Raw genomic sequence first — 18,474 nt, 5'->3', positions numbered from 1 at the left:
ACCACCCGACACAAGTCGACCGACGACGGAGGAGAACGACGTGGGGACCGTAACGCTCGGCGTTTCGATCGCGGTCCCGGAGCCCTACGGCAGCCTGCTCCAGGAGCGGCGCGCCGGCTTCGGGGACCCGGCCGCCCTTGGCATCCCCACGCACGTCACGCTCCTCCCGCCGACCGCGGTCGAGGAGGAGCGGCTGCCGGAGATCGAGGCGCACCTGGCCGGTGTCGCCGCGGGCTGCCGGCCGTTCCCGGTGCGCCTCCGGGGCACCGGGACCTTCCGGCCGGTCTCGCCGGTCGTCTTCGTGAAGGTCCAGGAGGGCGTGTCCCCCTGCACCCGGCTCCAGCACGAGATCCGGGACGAGGCGGGCCCGATCGCGCGCGAGCTCATGTTCCCGTACCACCCGCACGTCACCGTGGCGCACGGCATCTCCGAGGAGGGGATGGACCGCGCGTTCGAGGAGCTCGCGGGGTACGAGGCGGCCTGGAACTGCCGCTCCTTCGCGCTGTACGAGCAGGGCGCGGACGGCGTGTGGCGGAAGCTGTACGACTACGAGTTCGGCAGCGGCCGCCCCATCTCGGCCGTCCCGGCCCAGGGCGGCAGCCCGGTCGACACCCCGACGGTCACCCCCGCAGGCTGACCCGGCCGCGGGCCCCCGGAGCGGGGGCCCGCGGCCGGGAACCCACCGCCGAGCCGACGCGCCCCGGGCGGGGAACCCGGCCGCCGCGCACGGGCCGGTGAGCCGCGCCGAGCGCGGGGAACCCGGCCGCCGGGCCCGGGCCGCCTCACACCGGCAGCCGCCGGAACAGCGGCCTCGGCAGGTGTCGTACCGCCGCCATCACCATCCGCAGCGTCCCCGGCACCCAGACCGTCTCCGAGCGCCGCCGCAGCCCCAGCTCGATCGCGCACGCGACCGCCTCGGGCGTGGTCGCCGGCGGGGTCTCCGCCCGCCCGGCCGTCGCCTCCGAGCGGACGAACCCGGGTCGTACGACCATCACGTGCACGCCGGTGCCGTGCAGGGCGTCCCCGAGCCCCTGGGCGAAGACGTCGAGGCCCGCCTTCGACGAGCCGTAGATGAAGTCCGTCCGGCGGGCCCGCTCGCCCGCCACCGAGGACAGCACCACCAGCGAACCGTGCCCCTGCTCCTGGAGCGCGCCCGCGCACACCAGGCCGGCCGAGACCGCGCCCGTGTAGTTGGTCTGCGCGACGCGGACGGCGGCGAGCGGGTCGGACTCGTCGTGCGCCTGGTCGCCGAGGACGCCGAAGGCGAGCAGCACCATGTCGATGTCGCCCTCGGTGAAGATCTTGCCGAGCCGCTCCTCGTGGGACTCGGTGTCGAGCGCGTCGAAGGGCACGGTCCGCACCTCGGCGCCGAGCGCGCGCAGCGAGTCCGCCGCGGCGGCGAGCGCGGGGGAGGGGCGTCCGGCCAGCCAGACGGTACGGGTACGGCGGGCGATCAGCCGCCGGGCGGTGGCGAGCCCGATCGCGGAGGTGCCGCCGAGGACGAGCAGGGACTGCGGGGCACCGAAGGCGTCCTTCACGGGGGCTCCTAGAGGTCGAGGCGGCGGGAGAGGTCCGAGGTGAGTACGGAGCCGGGGTCGAGCGCGGCCCGCAGCGTCCGGAACTCGGCGAGGCGGGGGTACATCGCGGCCAGCGCCTCCGGGCGGACGCGGGAGTCCCTGGCGAGGTAGACGCGGCCGCCCGCGCCCGCGACCTCCTCGTCGAGGGAGTCGAGGAAGGGGCCGAGACCGGGCAGGCCGGTGGGCAGTTCGAGGGCGAGCGACCAGCCGGGCAGGGGGAAGGACAGCGGGCCGGGACCGGCCGCGCCGAAGCGCTGGAGGACCGAGCCGAAGACGGGGCAGCGGCGGTCCGCGATCCGCCGGACCACCCGGCGCAGGGCCTCCTCCTGCCCGTACGGGACGACGAACTGGTACGGGACGGATCCCGCGCGCCCGTGGATCCGGTTCCGGTGCGGGACGCCGTCGAGCGGGTGGAGGAAGGCGGCGAGCGGCTGGAGGGCGCCGGTCCGCGCGCGCGGCGCCCCGCGGTACGCGAGCTCGGCGAGGAGGCCGGTGACGGTGCGGCCGAGGAGCCCGCCGGGCAGGGGCGGCGCCGCGGGCAGCCGGACGGGGCGGTGGGCGAGCGGCGCCCGGCGGGCCCGGTGGCGGCGGGGCAGCGCGTCGTACGGGGTGTGGTCGCCGCGGACGAGGACGGCGCGGCCGGTGGCGGCGCCGCGGGCGCGCAGGTCGATCCGGGCGGCGGCGTAGCGGTGCCGGGGGTCGGTGGAGGAGAGCCGGGCCATCGTCTCGTCGAGGTCGGCGGTCCGCTCGGTGTCCACGGTCATGAGCGAGGTCTCGACGGACGGCAGCCGCAGGGTGGCGGAGAGGATCACCCCGGTCAGACCCATGCCGCCGGTGGTGGCGTCGAAGAGCGGGGTGCCGGGCAGCACGGTCCTGATCCCGCCGTCCGCGGTGAGGAGTTCGAGCGAGACCACGTGCCGGCCGAAGGAGCCGGCGACGGAGTGGTCCGTGCCGTGGACGTCGGCGCCGATCGCGCCGCCGACGGTCACGTACCGGGTGCCGGGGGTGACCGGGACGAACCGGCCGAGCGGGAGGAGCGCCTCCGTCAGCCGGTGCAGGCTGACGCCCGCCTCGCAGACGGCGAGCCCGGCGGCGGCGTCGACGGCGAGGATCCGGTCGAGTCCGGTCATGTCGAGGACGGTGCCGCCGGCGTTCTGCGCGGCGTCGCCGTGGGCGCGTCCCAGACCGCGGGCGATCGCGCCGCGGCCGCCGGCCGCGCGGACGGCCTCGACGACCTCGGTGCGGCCGCGGGGCCGCCGCACGCGCGCGAGGGTCGGTGCGGTGCGTCCCCAGCCGGTGATCGCCTCGCAGTCGTCGTCCAGGAGATGGGTCTCGACAGCCATGGAGGTGACCGTATCGCCGTGTCTGTCGCTTATGCCGGTAATGCGGTGCGGTTCGTCGGAACGGGTGAGGAAAGGAGGGCCCGGAGAGGACCCCCGTGGCCGCCGGCCGACGGCGGGGCGCGTTGCCGGTGGCCGCGAGGTGCGGAAGGCCGGTGACGACGGGGTGCGGAAGGCCGCCCGCACGTGCGGGATGTCGTTCGCGCTCCCGCGGCCCCCGGCGGGGGATTCTCGTACTGCGCTCCCTGCGCACGCGGACGGATCGAGGGGCAGACGTACGACATGGACTGGCTGACCAAGCTCCCCGTCATCGGCCCCTGGGTCGCCCGACTCATGAGGACCCACGCCTGGCGTTCGTACGAGACCCTCGACGAGGCCCACTGGACCCGGCTCGCCGCCGCGATCACCTTCCTGTCGTTCCTCGCCCTCTTCCCGCTGATCACGGTCGCGGCGGCGGTCGGGGCGGCGCTCCTCAGCAAGGACCAGCTCGACACGATCGAGGAGAAGATCGGCGACCAGGTGCCCGGCATCTCCGACCAGCTCGACATCGGCGGGCTGGTCGCCAACGCCGGCACGGTCGGACTCGTCGCCGGCGCGATCCTGCTGGTCACCGGCATCAGCTGGATCGGCTCCATGCGCGAGTGCCTGCGCGCGGTGTGGGGGCTCGACGACATCGAGGGCAACCCGGTCCTGCTCAAGGGCAAGGACGCGCTCATCCTCGTCGGCCTCGGCGGCGTGGCGCTGGCCTCGCTCGCCGCGTCCTGGCTCGGCTCCACCGCCGTCGGCTGGAGCGCCGACCGGGTCGGGATCTCCAGCGACGGGGCGGGCGGCTACCTGCTGCAGACGGCCGCCGTCCTAGTCGCCGTCGTCGCCGACTTCCTGATCCTGCTGTACGTCCTGACGCTGCTGCCCGGGGTGCATCCGCCGCGCCGCCGGCTCGTCGTGGCGGCGCTGATGGGCGCGGTCGGCTTCGAGCTGCTGAAGCTGCTGCTCGGCGGCTACATGCGGGGCGTCGCGGCGAAGTCGATGTACGGGGCGTTCGGCGTGCCGGTCGCCCTGCTCATCTGGATCAACTTCACCGCGAAGCTGCTGCTGTACTGCGCCGCCTGGACGGCCACGGGCTCCCGTGGGGAGACGGCGGCCGACGAGGCGTCCGGGGACGGGCCCGCTACGGATTCACGTCCGGGTCCCGGCGGGACCGGCGACGCCCCGCCGCCCCGGCCAGCGGCCAGCGGCGGTTGACCAGGAAGACCGCGCCGGCGAGGAGCACCAGGACCCCGCCGGCCACGCCGAGCGCGATCCCGATGCCGCCGGACCGCTCCTCGGAGGAGGCGTGCACGGCGCCGTCGGGGGCGTTCTTGCCGGGGGCGGGGACCGAGCCGTCGTCCGGGGCGGCCGACTCGGTACGGGCGGACCGCGGCGGTACCAGCTCGCCGACCGGGGTCACCTTCCCGGCGGCGGCGAAGCCCCAGTCGAGCAGCCGGGCCGTCTCGCGGTAGACCGCGTGCTGCTCCTTCGACGAGGGGTTCATCACGGTGACGAGCAGGACCTTGCCGTTGCGCTCCGCGACGCCCGTGAAGGTGGCGCCCGCGTGCGTGGTGTTGCCGTTCTTGACGCCCGCGATGCCCTGGTACGGGGCGACGCCGAGGTCGCCGGTGAGCAGCCGGTTGGTGTTCTGGATCTCGAAGCTCTCGCGCTTCTTGCCCGGCTTCTGCTCGCCGGGGAAGGCGGCGCGGGGCGTCGCCGCGTACTCGCGGAAGGCCGGCTTCTGCATGCCGCTGCGGGCGATGAGTGTCAGGTCGTACGCGGAGGAGACCTGGCCCGGGGCGTCGTAGCCGTCGGGGGAGACCACGTGCGTGTCGAGCGCCTGGAGCTCGGCCGCGTGGTCGTTCATCTCCTTCACGGTCTGCCGCAGGCCGCTGTTCATGCTGGTCAGGACGTGGACGGCGTCGTTGCCCGAGCGGAGGAAGACACCGAGCCACAGGTCGTGGACGGTGTAGGTCTGCTTCTCCTTGATGCCGACCAGGCTGGATCCGGCCCCTATCCCGGCCAGGTCGGCGGTGGTGACGAGGTGCTTGAGCCGGGCGTCGGGGAACTTCGGCAGCAGGGTGTCCGCGAAGAGCATCTTGAGCGTGGAGGCCGGGGCGAGGGGCCAGTGCGCGTTGTGTGCGGCGAGGATCTCGCCGCTCTCGGCGTCCGCGACGATCCAGGAGCGCCCGGACAGCTCCTTGGGCAGCACGGGCGCGCCGGGCCCCAGCTGGACCTGGGTGCCGGGGTTGCCGAGCAGCGGGCCGCCGAGCGAGGACATCGCGTTCGGGGGCTTGGGCTGCTTGTCCTTCTCGTCCGTCGTGTCCGCGTGGGCGGGCACGGCGGCGACGAGCGGCAGGAGAAGAGCAGCGGTGACCGCCCAAGCGGTCTTTTTCGAAGCAGACACGGTCGTGAACGTACAGGCACGGAACAAGGATCCGAACCCCGGCTGGCCGTTCGGCCGGGCTCGTCCACCCGTCCGCGGGGCCAGAGGGACCGACGGTGATACTGGGGGCATGAAGTTCAGCCGTCGCGTCTCCTGGTTCCTGCTCGCGTTCGGGGTGTGGAGCTGGTTCATCTGGATCACTTTCGTCAAGAACCTGTGGAACGACGGGAGCGGCCTCGCGTTCGACGACGCCGGTGACCCGACGGCCTACTTCTGGGTTCATCTGCTGCTTGCCGTCACGTCCTTTGTCCTGGGGACGGTGATCGGAGTGCTCGGGTTGCGTGGGGTGCGCGCCGCGCGCCGCGAAGTCGGTTAGAACCGCGCGAGCGGTAGAAGAGGGGTTCCGGGGCGTGGTCGTCGTCTTCCTGCTGGTCCTGATCGTGGTGCTCGCCGTGCTCGCGGCGGTGCACCGGTACGTGTGGCGGCGCCTCGTGCGCGACGTCACCACGCCCGGGAGCCTGCCGCGCCGCCTGGGGACGGCGGCCGTCGTGGCACTGCCGCTGCTGTCGGTCGCGGCCCTGACCTCGTCCCGCGCCGGAGCGCCGTTCGTGCTCCAGCAGGTGGTCGCCTGGCCCGGCTTCCTCTGGCTCGCCCTGCTCCTGTACGTGACCCTCGCCCTGCTCGTCGGCGAGGCCGTCAGGCCCGTGCTGCGCCGCCTGCTCGAACGCCGCGCCCGGGCCGGGGCGCCCGCCGAGGCCCCCGCCGAGACCCCGGCCCCCGTCCCCGTACCGGTCCCGGACCGCGCGCCGGCCGCCCCGGAGGAGCCGGCCGACGCGGCCCCGCGGCCCGCCCCCGAGGCCCCCGCCGAGGTCTCCCGGCGGCTCTTCGTCTCCCGGGTCGTCGGCGGCACCGCGGCCGCCGCCGCCGTCGGGACCGTCGGCCTCGGCACGTACGGAGTGCTGCGCGGCCCCCGGGTCAAGCGGGTCACCGTCCCGCTCGCCAGGATCCCGCGCGCGGCCCACGGCTACCGGATCGCCGTCGTCTCCGACATCCACCTCGGGCCGATCCTGGGCCGGGCCCACACCCAGCGCATCGTGGACACGATCAACTCCACCCAGCCCGACCTGATCGCGGTCGTCGGCGACCTCGTCGACGGCACCGTCGAGAACCTGGGCCCCGCCGCCGAGCCCCTCGCGCGCCTCCGCGCCCGGCACGGCTCCTTCTTCGTGACCGGGAACCACGAGTACTTCTCGGGCGCCGACGCCTGGGTCGACCACGTCCGCGAGCTCGGCCTGCGCCCGCTGCGCAACGAGCGCGTGGAGATCGCCGCCGGCTTCGACCTCGCCGGCGTCGACGACATCGCGGGGGAGAGCGAGGGGCAGGGCCCCGACTTCGGGCGGGCGCTCGGCGACCGCGACCGGGCCCGCGCCGCGGTGCTCCTGGCGCACCAGCCGATCGTCGTCCACGACGCCGTGCGCCACGGCGTGGACCTCCAGCTCTCCGGCCACACCCACGGCGGACAGCTCTGGCCGGGCAACTACCTGGCGGAACTCGCCAATCCGACCGTGGCCGGACTGGAGCGCTACGGCGACACCCAGCTCTTCGTCTCGCGCGGCGCGGGCGCCTGGGGACCGCCCGTCCGGGTCGGGGCGCCCTCGGACATCACCCTCGTCGAACTCGCCTCGAAACAGGCGTAATCGGGGCGGGGTCACTCCCCGCACCGAGCCCGATACGTGCTGCTCATCGACTTAAATTCGCATTTCCCGGACATATACCTGTGGTGTGAAAGTTTTCTCTTCCACTTGTGAAACACGTGTGATGGGATGACCGCATCGCGACGTTTCCGGGGGCCGTCGCCGTTGGGGTGGACGAATAAAGGAAGCACGGCAATGCGGTCGACGGTCCGTCTGCGGATCCTCATCACTTGTGGAGTACTGGTGGCCGCCGGAGTGGGGGGCTGGCAACTCCTGCCCTCCGACGGCGGCCGGACCGATCCGATCAGCGTCGGCACGACCGACGAGGTCACTTCACTGGACCCGGCCGGCGCGTACGACGCCGGCTCCTGGGCCATGTACAGCAACGTCTTCCAGTCGTTGCTGACGTTCAAGCCGGGGTTCACGACCCCCGTCCCGGACGCGGCGGAGAGCTGCAAGTTCGAGGGCTCGAAGCTCACCACGTACCGGTGCACGCTCCGCGACGACCTCTCGTTCTCCAACGGGCGGAAGATCACCGCCGAGGACGTCGAGTACTCCTTCGAGCGGATGCTGCGCATCAAGACCGACGTCGGTCCGCAGCCCCTCTTCCCGACCCTGAAGAGCGTCACGGCCGAGGGCCGCGAGGTCACCTTCCACCTGAGCGGCCGGGACGCCACGTTCCCGCTCAAGCTGGCCACGGGCGCGGGCTCCATCGTCGACAAGGACCACTACCCGGCGAACGGGCTGCGCGGGGACCTGGCGGTCGACGGCTCGGGACCGTACGTCCTCAAGGAGTACAAGGAGGGCGGGTCCGCGCTCCTGGAGCCCAACCCGAAGTACCGGGGTGCCGTCACCAAGACCGGCGGCCCGGTGCGCGTGAAGTACTACGCGCAGTCCGCGGACCTCGCCGCCGCCTGGAAGGCGAAGGAGGTCGAGGTGACCCACCGGCAGCTGCCGCCGGAGTTCATCTCCGGCCTGCAGCCCGAGGACGGGACCCGCGTCACCGAGGCGGAGAGCGCCGAGATCCGCAATCTCAACTTCAACGTGCGGCCCGGCTCGCCCATGGCCGACAAGGCCGTGCGGCAGGCCGTCGCCGCGGTCCTCGACCGCCCGGCGATCACCACGGGCGCCTACAAGGGCACGGTCGAGCCACTGTACTCGCTCATCCCGCAGGGCTTCGTCGGGCACAGCACCGCCTTCTACGACGTCGACCCGGCGCCGAACGCCAAGCGGGCCAAGAAGCTCCTGAAGGACGCCGGCGTCGAGACCCCGGTGAAGTTCACCTTCGGCTACCGCGCGGACGCCACCTACAAGGCCGAGACCGCCGAGATCAAGCGGCAGCTGGAGGAGACCGGCCTCTTCGAGGTCGAGACCGTCGAGGTCAAGTGGACGGAGTTCCAGAAGCAGTACGCGAAGGGCGCCTTCGACGCGTACACGGTCGGCTGGCTGCCCGACTTCCCGGACTCCGACAGCTTCACCGCGCCGCTCGTCGGCACCGAGAACACCCTGCACAACGGGTTCTCCAGCAAGCGCATCGACGAGCTGATCTCCTCGACGCAGCAGTTCAGCGACCGCTCCCGGGCGACCTCCGACTTCAAGCAGATCCAGAGCGAGGTCGCGTCCGACGTGCCGCTCGTCCCGCTGTGGCAGAAGAAGGACTACGTCCTCGCCACGGAGGCGGTCGCCGGCTCCCAGTACCTGACGGACGGTACGGGCATCTGGCGCCTGTGGGAGCTCGGCTGGGTCTAGTGGTGTCCTTGCGGGTCGGGCCGGACCCGGGGCGCGACCCCGAGTCCGGCCTCACCGGGACTCCGGCTCCGGGCGCCCGTTCGGAGACTCCGGCTCCGGCCCCTACCGGAACTCCGGCCCCTACCGGAACTCCGGCCCCTACCGGGACCCGGGCTCCGCGCCGGGCTCCGGCTCCGGGCCGGGCTCCGGGCCGGGCTTCGCGTCCGGCTCCGGCTGCTTCGGGGCCGTCCTCTTCTTGGGCTTGCCCGAGGCCGCCATGCCCGCCGCCGTGGGCATGAAGTCGGAGAGCAGCTCGTGCGTCTCCTTCACCAGCGGGCGGAGGATCCGGAAGCGGGAGAGCGAGATCGCGCGGGCGGTGACCGGTGCGAGCCGCTCGACCAGGCGGCGGCTGTTCTCCGCGCCCTCCGAGCGGTCGTACACCCAGAACAGGACCAGTCCCATCTGCTGGAGCCACAGCAACCGCGGGAGGGCCTCCTTCAGTTCGGGGTCGACCTTGACGGAGGCGCCGGAGATGACCCGCCGGTGGACCTCGATCGCCGCCTCGCGCGGGCCCTCCGACTCGGGCGAGAAGGGGCTCAGGGGGCTGTCCGGGTCGGCGGCGTTCTTGAAGAACTGCGAGGCGAACTCGTGGTACGGCCCCGCGATGTCGAGCCAGCCGAGGTAGACCCCGCGGATCCGGGCGGTGAGGTCCTTCTCGCCGCCGGTCAGGATGGGCTCGACGGCCGCCTGGTGCTCCTCGGCGATCCGGTCGTAGAAGCCCTGGACCAGGTGTTCCTTGGACGAGAAGTAGTAGTAGGCGTTCCCGACGGAGACCCCGGCCTCCTGGGCGATGGCCCGCATCGTCGTCTTGTCGTAACCGCGCTCCTTGAACAGCCGGAGCGCGGTTTCGAGGATGAGCGTGCGGGTCTGCTCGCTCTTCGGGGCCTTCTTCTCTTCCTTCACGTCCGTCACGGGTCCGAGCCTAGCCGGGCGGGCCGGGCGCCTCGCAGCGCCCGTCCTCGCAGGACCCGGTCCGGCCGTCCGGCCCCTTGAGGGCCTCCCGCCACTTCGCCGCGGCGAGGACCGTGATCCGGGCGAAGGGCTGCCCTGCCGGGGTCGCCAGCCAGTGGGCCTTGGCCCGGTGCTCGGCGAGCGCCCAGAGGCAGACGATCCAGGCGGAGGTCTCCCGGTAGACCTGGCCCCGGTCGCCGACCACGGTGATCTCCCGCAGGGTCGCGGTGTGGTCGAGATCCGGGAACCGGCGGCGGGCCTCCTGCGAACCGGCCGGCACCAGGTCGAGCGGGACGAGCTGCCGCTGGCGGATCAGCCAGTGCCTGAGGTGCACACAGAGCGGGCAGTCGGCGTCGTACAGCACGGTCAGGCGTCCCACGGGGGTCGGCACGGTGCTCCCCTCTCAGCGCTGGGGGGCCGGCGGGGTCCACGGGCCGGCCTTGGGGGCGGCGGTCCAGCCCTGCGGTCCTACCGGCGGCACCTGCTCGCGCTCCATGACCCCGCGGCGCCGGATCTTGTTGAGCACGTAGACGTTCGCGAGGTGCAGGACGCCGAGGACCAGCAGCACCACGCCCAGCTTCACGGAGAGCGCCTCGAAGAGGGCGCGGGTGTCGTCGATGGCGTCGTCCTGGCTCAGGTAGAGGGCGACGAAGCCGAAGTTGACGAGGTAGAAGCCGACCACCAGGAGGTGGTTGACGGCGTCGGCGAGCTTCTCGTTCCCGTGCAGGACGTCTGCCAGGAAGATCCTTCCGTTGCGGCTGAGCGTGCGGGCGACCCAGATGGTCAGGGCGACGCTGATCAGCAGGTAGACGATGTACGCGACGACAGTGAGGTCCATGCCCCACCCTCCCTTGAACACGTTCAAAAGCTGTCGGTCATGACTGTAGACCTCTCTTTGAACGTGTTCAAGTCACCTGCGGGGGCGGCTGTGCGGAGGGAGGCGCGGGCGGCGGAAACTCCCTGGCCGGGTGCCCGACCGCCGTCTAGGGTCGGCCGGATGACGCTCTCTCATGACGTGACCGGCCAGGGCCCCTCGACCGTTCTCCTGCTGCACTCCGGGGTCTGCGACCGCCGGATGTGGGACGGACAGGTCCCCGTCCTCGCCGAGGCCGGGCACCGGGTCGTCCGCTGCGACCTCCGGGGCTTCGGGGACACCCCCGTCGACGCCGCCCACGTCCACGCCGACGACGTGCGCGACCTCCTCGACCGGCTCGGGGTCGAGCGCGCGGCCGTCGTCGGCTCCTCCTTCGGCGGCACGGTCGCGCTGGAGCTCGCCGTCCGCCACCCCGGCCGCGTCTCGGCCCTCGCCCTGCTCGCCTCCGGCATCCCCGGCTTCGAGCCCGGTGAGGAGCTGCGCGCCTGGGGCGACCGCGAGGACGCACTGCTCGACGCGGGGGACCTCGACGGAGCCGTCGAGCTCAACGTCGACACCTGGCTCGGCCCCGAGGCCGGACCCGGGGCCCGCGCGCTCGTCCGGGAGATGCAGCGGCGGGCCTTCGAGGTCCAGCTCGCCGCTCCCGAGGAGTTCGACCCCGTCACCCCCGGGATCGCCCCCGGCGACCTCGCCGGGATCAAGGTCCCTGCCCTCGTCGTCGCGGGCGCCCACGACGTCCCCGACTTCCGGGCGGTCGCCGACGACCTCACCCGCCTGCTGCCCTGCGCCCGCCGCGTCGACCTCGCCTGGGCCGGGCACCTTCCCGCCCTGGAGCGCCCGGACGAGACGGCCCGCCTCCTCGCCGACTTCCTGGCGGAGGTCACGGCCCCGTAGGGACCGCCCGCCCCCGCCGTGCGCGAGGCCTCGCAGAAGCCCCCCGCCCCCGTGCGCACGGCCTCGTGGAGCCACGCCCCTTGCCGGGATCCGGCCACCGGGCGACAGGGGCCCGCCGGCCGCGCCGGCCGCCGCCTCATCGCGCGTACGGCCGCCGCGGGGGTCCCCTGCCCTCAGTCGTCCCTGCCGAAGCGCCGTACGCCGGGGACGAGCGCCGTCCCGAGGCAGCAGCCGCCGACCGCCAGCGCGGCGGCGATCAGGGGGAGTTCGGGGCCCCAGGCGGCGGCCGCGAGCGGCGCCAGCGCGTACCCGAGGGGCATCGCGGCGAGGGAGAGCAGCCAGTCGTACGAGGTGACCCGGGCCAGCGCGTGGGCGGGTACCGCCCGTTGGACGGCGGTCGACCAGACCGGGGAGAGGAACCCGAGACCGGCCTGGGCGAGGCCGTAGGCAGCGATCGTCAGCGGTGCGGGCGCGGCGAGTGCCAGCAGGACCAGGGGGAGCGCGTACGTGGCGAGCCCGAGGTTGGCCGCGAGGACGGGCCGGCGCGGGGTGACGCGGTCGGCGAGCAGCGCCCCGAGGAGGAAGCCGACGGCGCCGACCTGGAGCAGGACGACCCAGACGCCGCCGCCGCCGAGCCGCTGCACGGCGATCGCCGGTCCGAGGGTCATGAGGACGGCCGCGGCGCCGTTCCACGCGCTGTGGCCGATCAGGCTGGTCCAGTACCAGTCCCGGGAGCGGACCTCCTGCCAGCCCTCCGCCAGGTCGGCGCGGAGCGAGCGGCGCGGGATCGGCACCCGCTCCACCCGGACGGCGGTCAGGAGGAGCGCGCTGAGGGCGAAGGTGACCGCGTCGAGGACGAACGCCCAGCCGGGGCCCACGGTCAGGACGAGGGTGCCGGCGAGGGCCGGACCGCCGAGCCGGGAGGCGCTGCGGGCGACGCCCATCGCGGCGTTGGCCCGGTGCAGCGACTCGGCCGCCACCGTCCCCTTCACCAGCGGCGCGTCGGTCGGCATGGCGAAGGCCCCGGCCGCGCCGCCGAGCGCCTCGGCCGTCGCGAGGACGGCCAGGCTGGGGGTGCCGCCCAGGAGTTGGATGCCGACGATCAGCTGGGTGCCGCAGCGCACGAGGTCCGTGGTGAGCGCGACCGTGCGGGCGTCGAACCGGTCGCCGATCACGCCGCCGAGCGGCAGCAGGAGCAGCTTGGGCACCATCGCGCAGCCGAGGACCAGGGCGAGCGCCGCGGTGGAGCCGGTGGCCTCCAGGACGGCGAGCGCGAGGGCGGCCGGGATGGCGGCGTCGCCCAGGAGGGAGAGGGTGCGGCCGGTGAAGAGCAGTCGGAAGGAGCGGGTGCGCAGGGGGTGCGGGGCGGGTGGGGGAGCCGTGGCGGTCGCAGCGGTCATGGCGCGAAGAGTATTTCGGTGCCGAATAATTCGTCAACGAAATACTTCCGGGTCCGTCCCGGGTGGACCGCCGCGGCCCGACGTACGATCAGCCCATGGCGCACCCCGAGGAACCGCGTACTCCGAGCGAGGCGAGTGCCGCGCGCGACTGGACCGACGAGCACGTCGCCCGGTGGCAGCCCGTCCTGCCCGGCCTCGACCCCGTCGTCGAGGGCGCCGTCACCCGGATGAAGAAGCTCTCGGTGCACTTCCGCCGGGTCCGGGAGCAGTCGCTCGTCGACTTCGACCTGGAGCGCCACGAGTTCGACACCCTGCACAAGATCGCCGGCCGGGGCGGCAGCGCCGCGCCCTCCGAGCTCGCCGAGGACCTCGACCTGGCGCCCGCCTCCGTCTCCGGGCGCCTCGAAGCCCTGGAGAAGCGCGGGTTCATCCGCCGCACGCAGTCCACCACCGACCGGCGCCGGGTCGTCGTCGAGCTCACCCCCGCGGGCCGCGAGACCTGGCTGGGCGCGATGGACGTCCTCGGGCACGAGGAGTACCGCCTGCTCGGCGTCCTCTCCCCGGAGGAGCGCGCCCTCCTCAACGGCATGCTGCGGCGCGTCATGGTCGAGGCGGAGTCGAGCCACCCGACCCGCCACTGGTAGCCCCGCACACGGCGAAGGGGCGCCCTCGGGCGCCCCTTCCTCGGTGTCGGCCGGTCACATGCTGAGCGACCGGGCGTAGTTCAGCTGGCCCATCACCCAGTGGATGGTGTCCGGACCGCGCGCCGGGATCATCGTCGCGTGGTGCTTCCCGCCGCTGGTCACCGTGACCTGGATGAAGCCGGTCGTCGTCTTCTCCTTCATCAGGAGGAACAGCAGGCCGAGCAGGCAGAAGATGAAGAAGACGACCGCGAGCACGATCGCGACCGTGGGCATCTTCTCCTCGGTCCGCGACATGTCCATCGCGTTCCACACCGAGCCCTTGAGCGGCATCGGACCGGCCGGCGTGATGATCTGGTCGCCGACCACCGTGATGTCGCCGAGGCTGAGCAGCGGCGCGCCGCCGCCCTGCGGCACCCCGGGCACCTGCTGCGGCGGCACCGGCACGCCGGCCGGCAGGGTCGGCTGGTACGACGGAGGGTGCGGGTACCCGTAGGCGGGCTGTCCCGGCTGCTGCTGCCCGGGGCCCCACTCGTACTCCTCCGGCCGGTAAGGGTTCGGCTCGCTCATCAGTCCCCGTCCTCCACAGAGAAAAAGCCCGCTCCTGCACGCCGCAGCGTACAGAAGCGGACCGGAACACCGGACCGGGAGCCGGGAACCCGGCTCCCGTCACGCGGGTGTGTCAGAAGCGGCGCGTGATCAGCGCGCGCTTCACTTCCTGGATCGCCTTGGTGACCTCGATGCCGCGCGGGCAGGCGTCCGTGCAGTTGAACGTCGTGCGGCAGCGCCACACGCCGTCCTTGTCGTTCAGGATCTCCAGGCGCTGCTCGCCGGCCTCGTCGCGCGAGTCGAAGATGAAGCGGTGCGCGTTGACGATCGCGGCCGGACCGAAGTACTGGCCGTCGTTCCAGAAGACCGGGCAGGACGACGTGCACGCGGCGCACAGGATGCACTTGGTGGTGTCGTCGAAGCGCTCGCGGTCCTCGGCGGACTGCAGGCGCTCGCGGGTCGGCTCGTTGCCCTTGGTGACCAGGAACGGCATGACGTCCCGGTACGCCTGGAAGAACGGCTCCATGTCGACGACGAGGTCCTTGAGGACCGTGAGGCCCTTGATGGCCTCGACCGTGATCGGCTTCTCGGGGTTGATGTCCTTGATCAGCGTCTTGCAGGCGAGCCTGTTCTTGCCGTTGATCCGCATCGCGTCCGAGCCGCAGATGCCGTGCGCGCACGAGCGGCGGAAGGTCAGCGTGCCGTCGACGTCCCACTTGATCTTGTGGAGGGCGTCGAGCACACGCTCCTTCGGGTCGATCTCGATCTGGAAGTCCTCCCAGACCGACGCGTCCGACACCTCGGGGTTGAAGCGGCGGATCCGCATGGTGACCGTGATGTACGGGGAGGCGGCGGACTCCGCCTCGACCTTGTCCAGTACGGGGGTAGCCATCAGTACTTACGCTCCATCGGCTGGTAGCGGGTCGTCACGACCGGCTTGTAGTCGAGACGGACGGTCTCGGTGCCGTCCTCGCCGACCTCGCGGTACGCCATGGTGTGACGCATGAAGTTGACGTCGTCGCGGTTGGGGTAGTCCTCGCGGTAGTGACCGCCGCGGGACTCCTTGCGCGCCAGGGCCGAGACGGCCATGACCTCGGCCAGTTCGAGCAGGTTGCCCAGCTCGATGGCCTCCAGGAGGTCCGTGTTGAAGCGCTTGCCCTTGTCCTGGATGGACACGTGCTCGTAGCGCTCGCGCAGCTCGGCGATCTTCTCGACGGCCGTCTTGATGGTCTGCTCGGTGCGGAACACCATCACGTTGGCGTCCATCGTCTCCTGGAGCTCGCGGCGCAGGTCGGCGACCCGCTCGCTGCCCGTGGAGTTGCGCAGCTTCTCGATCTGCGCGACGACGAGGGACTCCGGGTTCTCCGGCAGCTCGACGAAGTCGTGCTTGGCGGAGTACTCGGCGGCGGCGATGCCGGAGCGCTTGCCGAAGACGTTGATGTCGAGCAGCGAGTTGGTGCCGAGGCGGTTGGCGCCGTGCACCGACACGCAGGCGACCTCGCCGGCCGCGTACAGGCCCGGGACGACGGTGGTGTTGTCCGCCAGGACCTCACCCTCGACGTTGGTCGGGATGCCGCCCATGGCGTAGTGCGCGGTGGGCTGGATCGGGATCGGGTCCGTGTACGGCTCGATGCCGAGGTACGTACGGGCGAACTCGGTGATGTCCGGGAGCTTGGCGTCGAGCTGCTCCGGCGGGAGGTGCGTCAGGTCCAGGTAGACGTGGTCGCCCTCGGGACCGCAGCCGCGGCCCTCGCGGATCTCCGTGTAGATGGAGCGGGAGACGACGTCACGGGACGCGAGGTCCTTCATGACCGGCGCGTACTTCTCCATGAAGCGCTCGCCGTCCTTGTTGCGGAGGATGCCGCCCTCACCGCGGGCGCCCTCCGTCAGCAGGATGCCCATGCGCCAGATGCCCGTCGGGTGGAACTGGAAGAACTCCATGTCCTCCAGGGGCAGACCGCGGCGGTAGCAGGCGGCCTGGCCGTCACCGGTCAGGGTGTGCGCGTTGGAGGTCACCTTGAAGAACTTGCCGGTGCCGCCGGACGCGTAGATCACGGCCTTGGCCTGGAAGATGTGGATCTCGCCGGTGGCCAGCTCGTACGCGACGACGCCGGCGGACTTCTTGACGCCGTCGACCTCGGTGATCAGCTGGTCCAGGACGTAGAACTCGTTGAAGAACTCCACGCCCTCCTTGACGCAGTTCTGGTAGAGCGTCTGGAGGATCATGTGGCCGGTGCGGTCCGCGGCGTAGCAGGACCGGCGGACCGGGGCCTCGCCGTGGTTGCGGGAGTGGCCGCCGAAGCGGCGCTGGTCGATGGTGCCGTTCGGGGTCCGGTTGAACGGCAGGCCCATCTTCTCCAGGTCGAGGACGGCGTCGATGGCCTCCTTCGCCAGGATCTCGGCGGCGTCCTGGTCGACCAGGTAGTCACCGCCCTTGACCGTGTCGAAGGTGTGCCACTCCCAGTTGTCCTCCTCCACGTTCGCCAGCGCGGCGGCCATGCCGCCCTGCGCGGCGCCTGTGTGGGAGCGGGTGGGGTAGAGCTTCGTCAGGACGGCCGTGCGGCTGCGCTTCGTCGACTCGATGGCGGCGCGCATGCCCGCGCCACCGGCGCCGACGATGACGGTGTCGTACTTGTGGATCTTCATGACGTGGATTACCTCTGCCCCGTGCCTAGCGGATGTTCGGGTCGAAGGTGAAGATCACCAGCGTGCCCAGAAGGATGGTGAACACCGTGGCGGTGTACAGCAGGCCCTTGAGCCACAGGCGCGTGTTGGCCCGCTCCGCGTAGTCGTTGATGACGGTACGGAGGCCGTTGGCGCCGTGCAGCATGGCGAGCCAGAGCATCAGCAGGTCCCAGACCTGCCAGAACGGGGACGCCCAGCGGCCGGCCACGAAGGCGAAGCCGATCTTGGAGACGCCGCCGTCCAGGAAGAGCTGGATCAGCAGGTGGCCGAGGACCAGGACGACGAGGACCACGCCCGAGAGGCGCATGAAGAGCCACGCGGCCATCTCGAAGTTGCCGCGGGTCGCGCGCGGGGTCTTGCCGGTGCGCTTGCGGGGGGCCTCGATGTACGGCGCGGGGTTGTCCACGTCGTAGTGGGCGCCGCCTTCGACGGGGCCGATCGCGGCGGAGGTCGTGTCAGCAGACATGAGTGGCGTCAGCTCCCGAACAGTTCACGTGCGGCGTGGCCGAGGACGGGGTACAGGGAGCCCGCCATCAGGACGACCCAGACGCCCACGACGGTCCAGAGCATCTGCTTCTGGTAGCGCGGGCCCTTGGACCAGAAGTCCACGGCGATGACCCGGAGGCCGTTCAGCGCGTGGAAGAGGATGGCGGCGACCAGGCCGTACTCCAGCAGAGCCACGATCGGCGTCTTGTAGGTCGCGACGACCTCGTCGTACGCCTCGGGGGAGACGCGGACGAGAGCGGTGTCCAGCACGTGTACGAACAGGAAGAAGAAGATGAGGACGCCGGTGACTCGATGAGCCACCCAGCTCCACATTCCTTCCCGGCCGCGGTACAGCGTTCCAGCCGGCACGGAAAAACCCTCCGGGAGCGGGGATCGGGGTCGGCCGGCTTCTCTGTCGGTCTGACCCGGCCGGGTACGGTCCACCGGCCCCGGTCATCGTAGCGACGACTTGTCGGTTCGTTCGCGCGGGGTCCATCGGTGTGATCAAACAGGCACGGACGGACTATCGCACGGGCCGGAATCGCCGGATTCCGGACGGATTCACGGCCCGGAGTGTCGCGCCGTGAGGGGTTCCGCGAGTCGGAACGCCAGCCGGGCCCGGGCGAGCCGCCTGAGTTCCTCGGAGGCCACCACGCGTTCTTCCTCCGGTTCGTTGCCGAGACGTGACCGAATGCCTGCCAATACCTGGTCCAGACGCTCCCCGGGCCTTACTCCGTCCAGGCTGATCACGAACGCGTGCCCGAAACTGCTCTCGTACGCGGCGTGGGCGGCCCGCAGCGCGGTCCGCGCCGCCGGCGGGGCGTCGGGGTGCGGCGCCGCCGAGGACTCGGCGGCCAGGGCCTGGTCGAGGTCGGCACGGGACAGGTCGTACCCGGCCTCGTCGGCGGCGGCGAGCAGCGCGTCGACCGTGGGGTACGGGCGGTGCGCCGCCACCCGTTCGGCCCAGCGGAGGCTGTGGCAGCAGGAGAGGAGCAGGGCCTCGGCCTCGGCGGGCGGGGCGGCGTTGAAGCCGGCGAGGCCGCGGACCGAGGGTCCCTGGTTCTGGGCGGGTATGGCAGGCGTGTCCGTGGAGCCCGGCTTGCGGCAGGGGACGTGGGTGTCGCTGGTCAGCGTGGGCTCCGGTACTCCGGGACGGGCGGGGCGATCCGCGCGAGGGACGGG

General features: G+C 72.3%; 20 protein-coding genes. 7 read left to right on the top strand and 13 right to left on the bottom strand.

Annotated elements, in window-relative coordinates; genetic code table 11:
- The first annotated feature begins 40 nt into the window (after positions 1-40).
- A complete protein-coding gene (locus tag ACY0MR_RS14715; RefSeq protein WP_473561093.1) occupies positions 41-637 on the top strand; it encodes a 2'-5' RNA ligase family protein in 597 nt (198 codons plus the stop codon).
- 145 nt (positions 638-782) lie between these two features.
- On the opposite strand, the gene ACY0MR_RS14710 is transcribed toward ACY0MR_RS14715, so the two are convergent.
- The gene (locus ACY0MR_RS14710) at positions 783-1,538 is read right to left on the bottom strand and encodes a decaprenylphospho-beta-D-erythro-pentofuranosid-2-ulose 2-reductase (protein WP_392041362.1); all 756 of its coding nucleotides are present in this window, start codon (positions 1,536-1,538) and stop codon (positions 783-785) included.
- A gap of 8 nt (positions 1,539-1,546) precedes the next feature.
- Positions 1,547-2,920 (bottom strand): FAD-binding oxidoreductase, encoded by a 1,374-nt coding sequence (locus ACY0MR_RS14705; RefSeq protein ID WP_473561090.1) that lies wholly within the window; start codon positions 2,918-2,920, stop codon positions 1,547-1,549.
- A gap of 279 nt (positions 2,921-3,199) precedes the next feature.
- On the opposite strand from ACY0MR_RS14705, the gene ACY0MR_RS14700 reads away from it, so the two are divergent.
- Positions 3,200-4,159 carry a YihY/virulence factor BrkB family protein gene (locus tag ACY0MR_RS14700; RefSeq protein ID WP_388792854.1) on the top strand — a complete coding sequence of 320 codons (960 nt, stop codon included), beginning with the start codon at positions 3,200-3,202 and terminating at the stop codon, positions 4,157-4,159.
- On the opposite strand, the gene ACY0MR_RS14695 is transcribed toward ACY0MR_RS14700, so the two are convergent.
- Complete coding sequence (locus ACY0MR_RS14695) at positions 4,086-5,351, bottom strand: D-alanyl-D-alanine carboxypeptidase family protein (protein WP_388792856.1); 1,266 nt, start codon at positions 5,349-5,351, stop codon at positions 4,086-4,088. The genes ACY0MR_RS14700 and ACY0MR_RS14695 overlap by 74 nt on opposite strands.
- Before the next feature lie 109 nt (positions 5,352-5,460).
- On the opposite strand from ACY0MR_RS14695, the gene ACY0MR_RS14690 reads away from it, so the two are divergent.
- From ACY0MR_RS14690 to ACY0MR_RS14680, 3 genes are all read left to right on the top strand, one after another.
- Positions 5,461-5,706 (top strand): SCO4848 family membrane protein, encoded by a 246-nt coding sequence (locus ACY0MR_RS14690; protein ID WP_073910300.1) that lies wholly within the window; start codon positions 5,461-5,463, stop codon positions 5,704-5,706.
- 34 nt (positions 5,707-5,740) lie between these two features.
- Positions 5,741-7,027: a metallophosphoesterase gene (locus ACY0MR_RS14685; RefSeq protein ID WP_473561087.1), complete on the top strand. Its 1,287-nt coding sequence runs from the start codon at positions 5,741-5,743 to the stop codon at positions 7,025-7,027.
- A gap of 192 nt (positions 7,028-7,219) precedes the next feature.
- The gene (locus ACY0MR_RS14680; RefSeq protein WP_473561085.1) at positions 7,220-8,773 is read left to right on the top strand and encodes an ABC transporter substrate-binding protein; all 1,554 of its coding nucleotides are present in this window, start codon (positions 7,220-7,222) and stop codon (positions 8,771-8,773) included.
- Between the two features lie 138 nt (positions 8,774-8,911).
- On the opposite strand, the gene ACY0MR_RS14675 is transcribed toward ACY0MR_RS14680, so the two are convergent.
- Genes ACY0MR_RS14675 through ACY0MR_RS14665 form a run of 3 tightly spaced genes read right to left on the bottom strand, consistent with a single transcriptional unit; the run spans position 8,912 to position 10,601 of the window.
- On the bottom strand, positions 8,912-9,724 hold the full coding sequence (locus ACY0MR_RS14675) for a TetR/AcrR family transcriptional regulator (RefSeq protein ID WP_392861930.1): 813 nt from the start codon (positions 9,722-9,724) through the stop codon (positions 8,912-8,914).
- A 10-nt stretch (positions 9,725-9,734) separates the two neighbouring features.
- A complete protein-coding gene (locus ACY0MR_RS14670; protein WP_473561083.1) occupies positions 9,735-10,154 on the bottom strand; it encodes a thiol-disulfide oxidoreductase DCC family protein in 420 nt (139 codons plus the stop codon).
- 12 nt (positions 10,155-10,166) lie between these two features.
- Positions 10,167-10,601 carry a hypothetical protein gene (locus ACY0MR_RS14665; protein ID WP_361851812.1) on the bottom strand — a complete coding sequence of 145 codons (435 nt, stop codon included), beginning with the start codon at positions 10,599-10,601 and terminating at the stop codon, positions 10,167-10,169.
- Between the two features lie 159 nt (positions 10,602-10,760).
- Here ACY0MR_RS14665 and ACY0MR_RS14660 point away from each other — a divergent pair, with 159 nt between their 5' ends.
- Positions 10,761-11,531: an alpha/beta fold hydrolase gene (locus tag ACY0MR_RS14660; RefSeq protein WP_473561081.1), complete on the top strand. Its 771-nt coding sequence runs from the start codon at positions 10,761-10,763 to the stop codon at positions 11,529-11,531.
- Between the two features lie 173 nt (positions 11,532-11,704).
- Here ACY0MR_RS14660 and ACY0MR_RS14655 read toward each other — a convergent pair whose 3' ends face one another.
- Positions 11,705-12,931 carry an MFS transporter gene (locus ACY0MR_RS14655; RefSeq protein WP_473561079.1) on the bottom strand — a complete coding sequence of 409 codons (1,227 nt, stop codon included), beginning with the start codon at positions 12,929-12,931 and terminating at the stop codon, positions 11,705-11,707.
- A gap of 95 nt (positions 12,932-13,026) precedes the next feature.
- Here ACY0MR_RS14655 and ACY0MR_RS14650 point away from each other — a divergent pair, with 95 nt between their 5' ends.
- Entirely contained in the window at positions 13,027-13,575 is a 549-nt protein-coding gene (locus tag ACY0MR_RS14650; RefSeq protein WP_361851821.1) for a MarR family winged helix-turn-helix transcriptional regulator, read from the top strand.
- A gap of 54 nt (positions 13,576-13,629) precedes the next feature.
- Here ACY0MR_RS14650 and ACY0MR_RS14645 read toward each other — a convergent pair whose 3' ends face one another.
- The 6 genes from ACY0MR_RS14645 to ACY0MR_RS14620 all read right to left on the bottom strand — a co-directional run bounded on the left by ACY0MR_RS14645 (position 13,630) and on the right by ACY0MR_RS14620 (position 18,423).
- Positions 13,630-14,142, bottom strand: coding sequence for a hypothetical protein (locus tag ACY0MR_RS14645; RefSeq protein WP_388792869.1), 513 nt, complete (start codon positions 14,140-14,142; stop codon positions 13,630-13,632).
- 112 nt (positions 14,143-14,254) lie between these two features.
- The gene (locus tag ACY0MR_RS14640) at positions 14,255-15,013 is read right to left on the bottom strand and encodes a succinate dehydrogenase iron-sulfur subunit (protein WP_030318427.1); all 759 of its coding nucleotides are present in this window, start codon (positions 15,011-15,013) and stop codon (positions 14,255-14,257) included.
- Positions 15,013-16,767 (bottom strand): succinate dehydrogenase flavoprotein subunit, encoded by a 1,755-nt coding sequence (sdhA, locus tag ACY0MR_RS14635; protein ID WP_473561075.1) that lies wholly within the window; start codon positions 16,765-16,767, stop codon positions 15,013-15,015. The genes ACY0MR_RS14640 and sdhA overlap by 1 nt, the downstream gene beginning before the upstream one ends.
- Positions 16,768-16,792: 25 nt before the next feature.
- Positions 16,793-17,272 (bottom strand): succinate dehydrogenase hydrophobic membrane anchor subunit, encoded by a 480-nt coding sequence (locus ACY0MR_RS14630; protein WP_189800273.1) that lies wholly within the window; start codon positions 17,270-17,272, stop codon positions 16,793-16,795.
- Positions 17,273-17,280: 8 nt separating this feature from the next.
- A complete protein-coding gene (gene sdhC / locus ACY0MR_RS14625; protein WP_148005862.1) occupies positions 17,281-17,661 on the bottom strand; it encodes a succinate dehydrogenase, cytochrome b556 subunit in 381 nt (126 codons plus the stop codon).
- Between the two features lie 192 nt (positions 17,662-17,853).
- A complete protein-coding gene (locus tag ACY0MR_RS14620; RefSeq protein ID WP_388794072.1) occupies positions 17,854-18,423 on the bottom strand; it encodes a 2-oxo-4-hydroxy-4-carboxy-5-ureidoimidazoline decarboxylase in 570 nt (189 codons plus the stop codon).
- Positions 18,424-18,474: the final 51 nt, after the last annotated feature.

The sequence above is a fragment of the Streptomyces sp. JN8 genome (genome assembly GCF_055808075.1).
The sequence above is the reverse complement of the archived record's forward strand: the minus strand, read 5'-3'. Positions and strand labels throughout refer to the sequence as shown.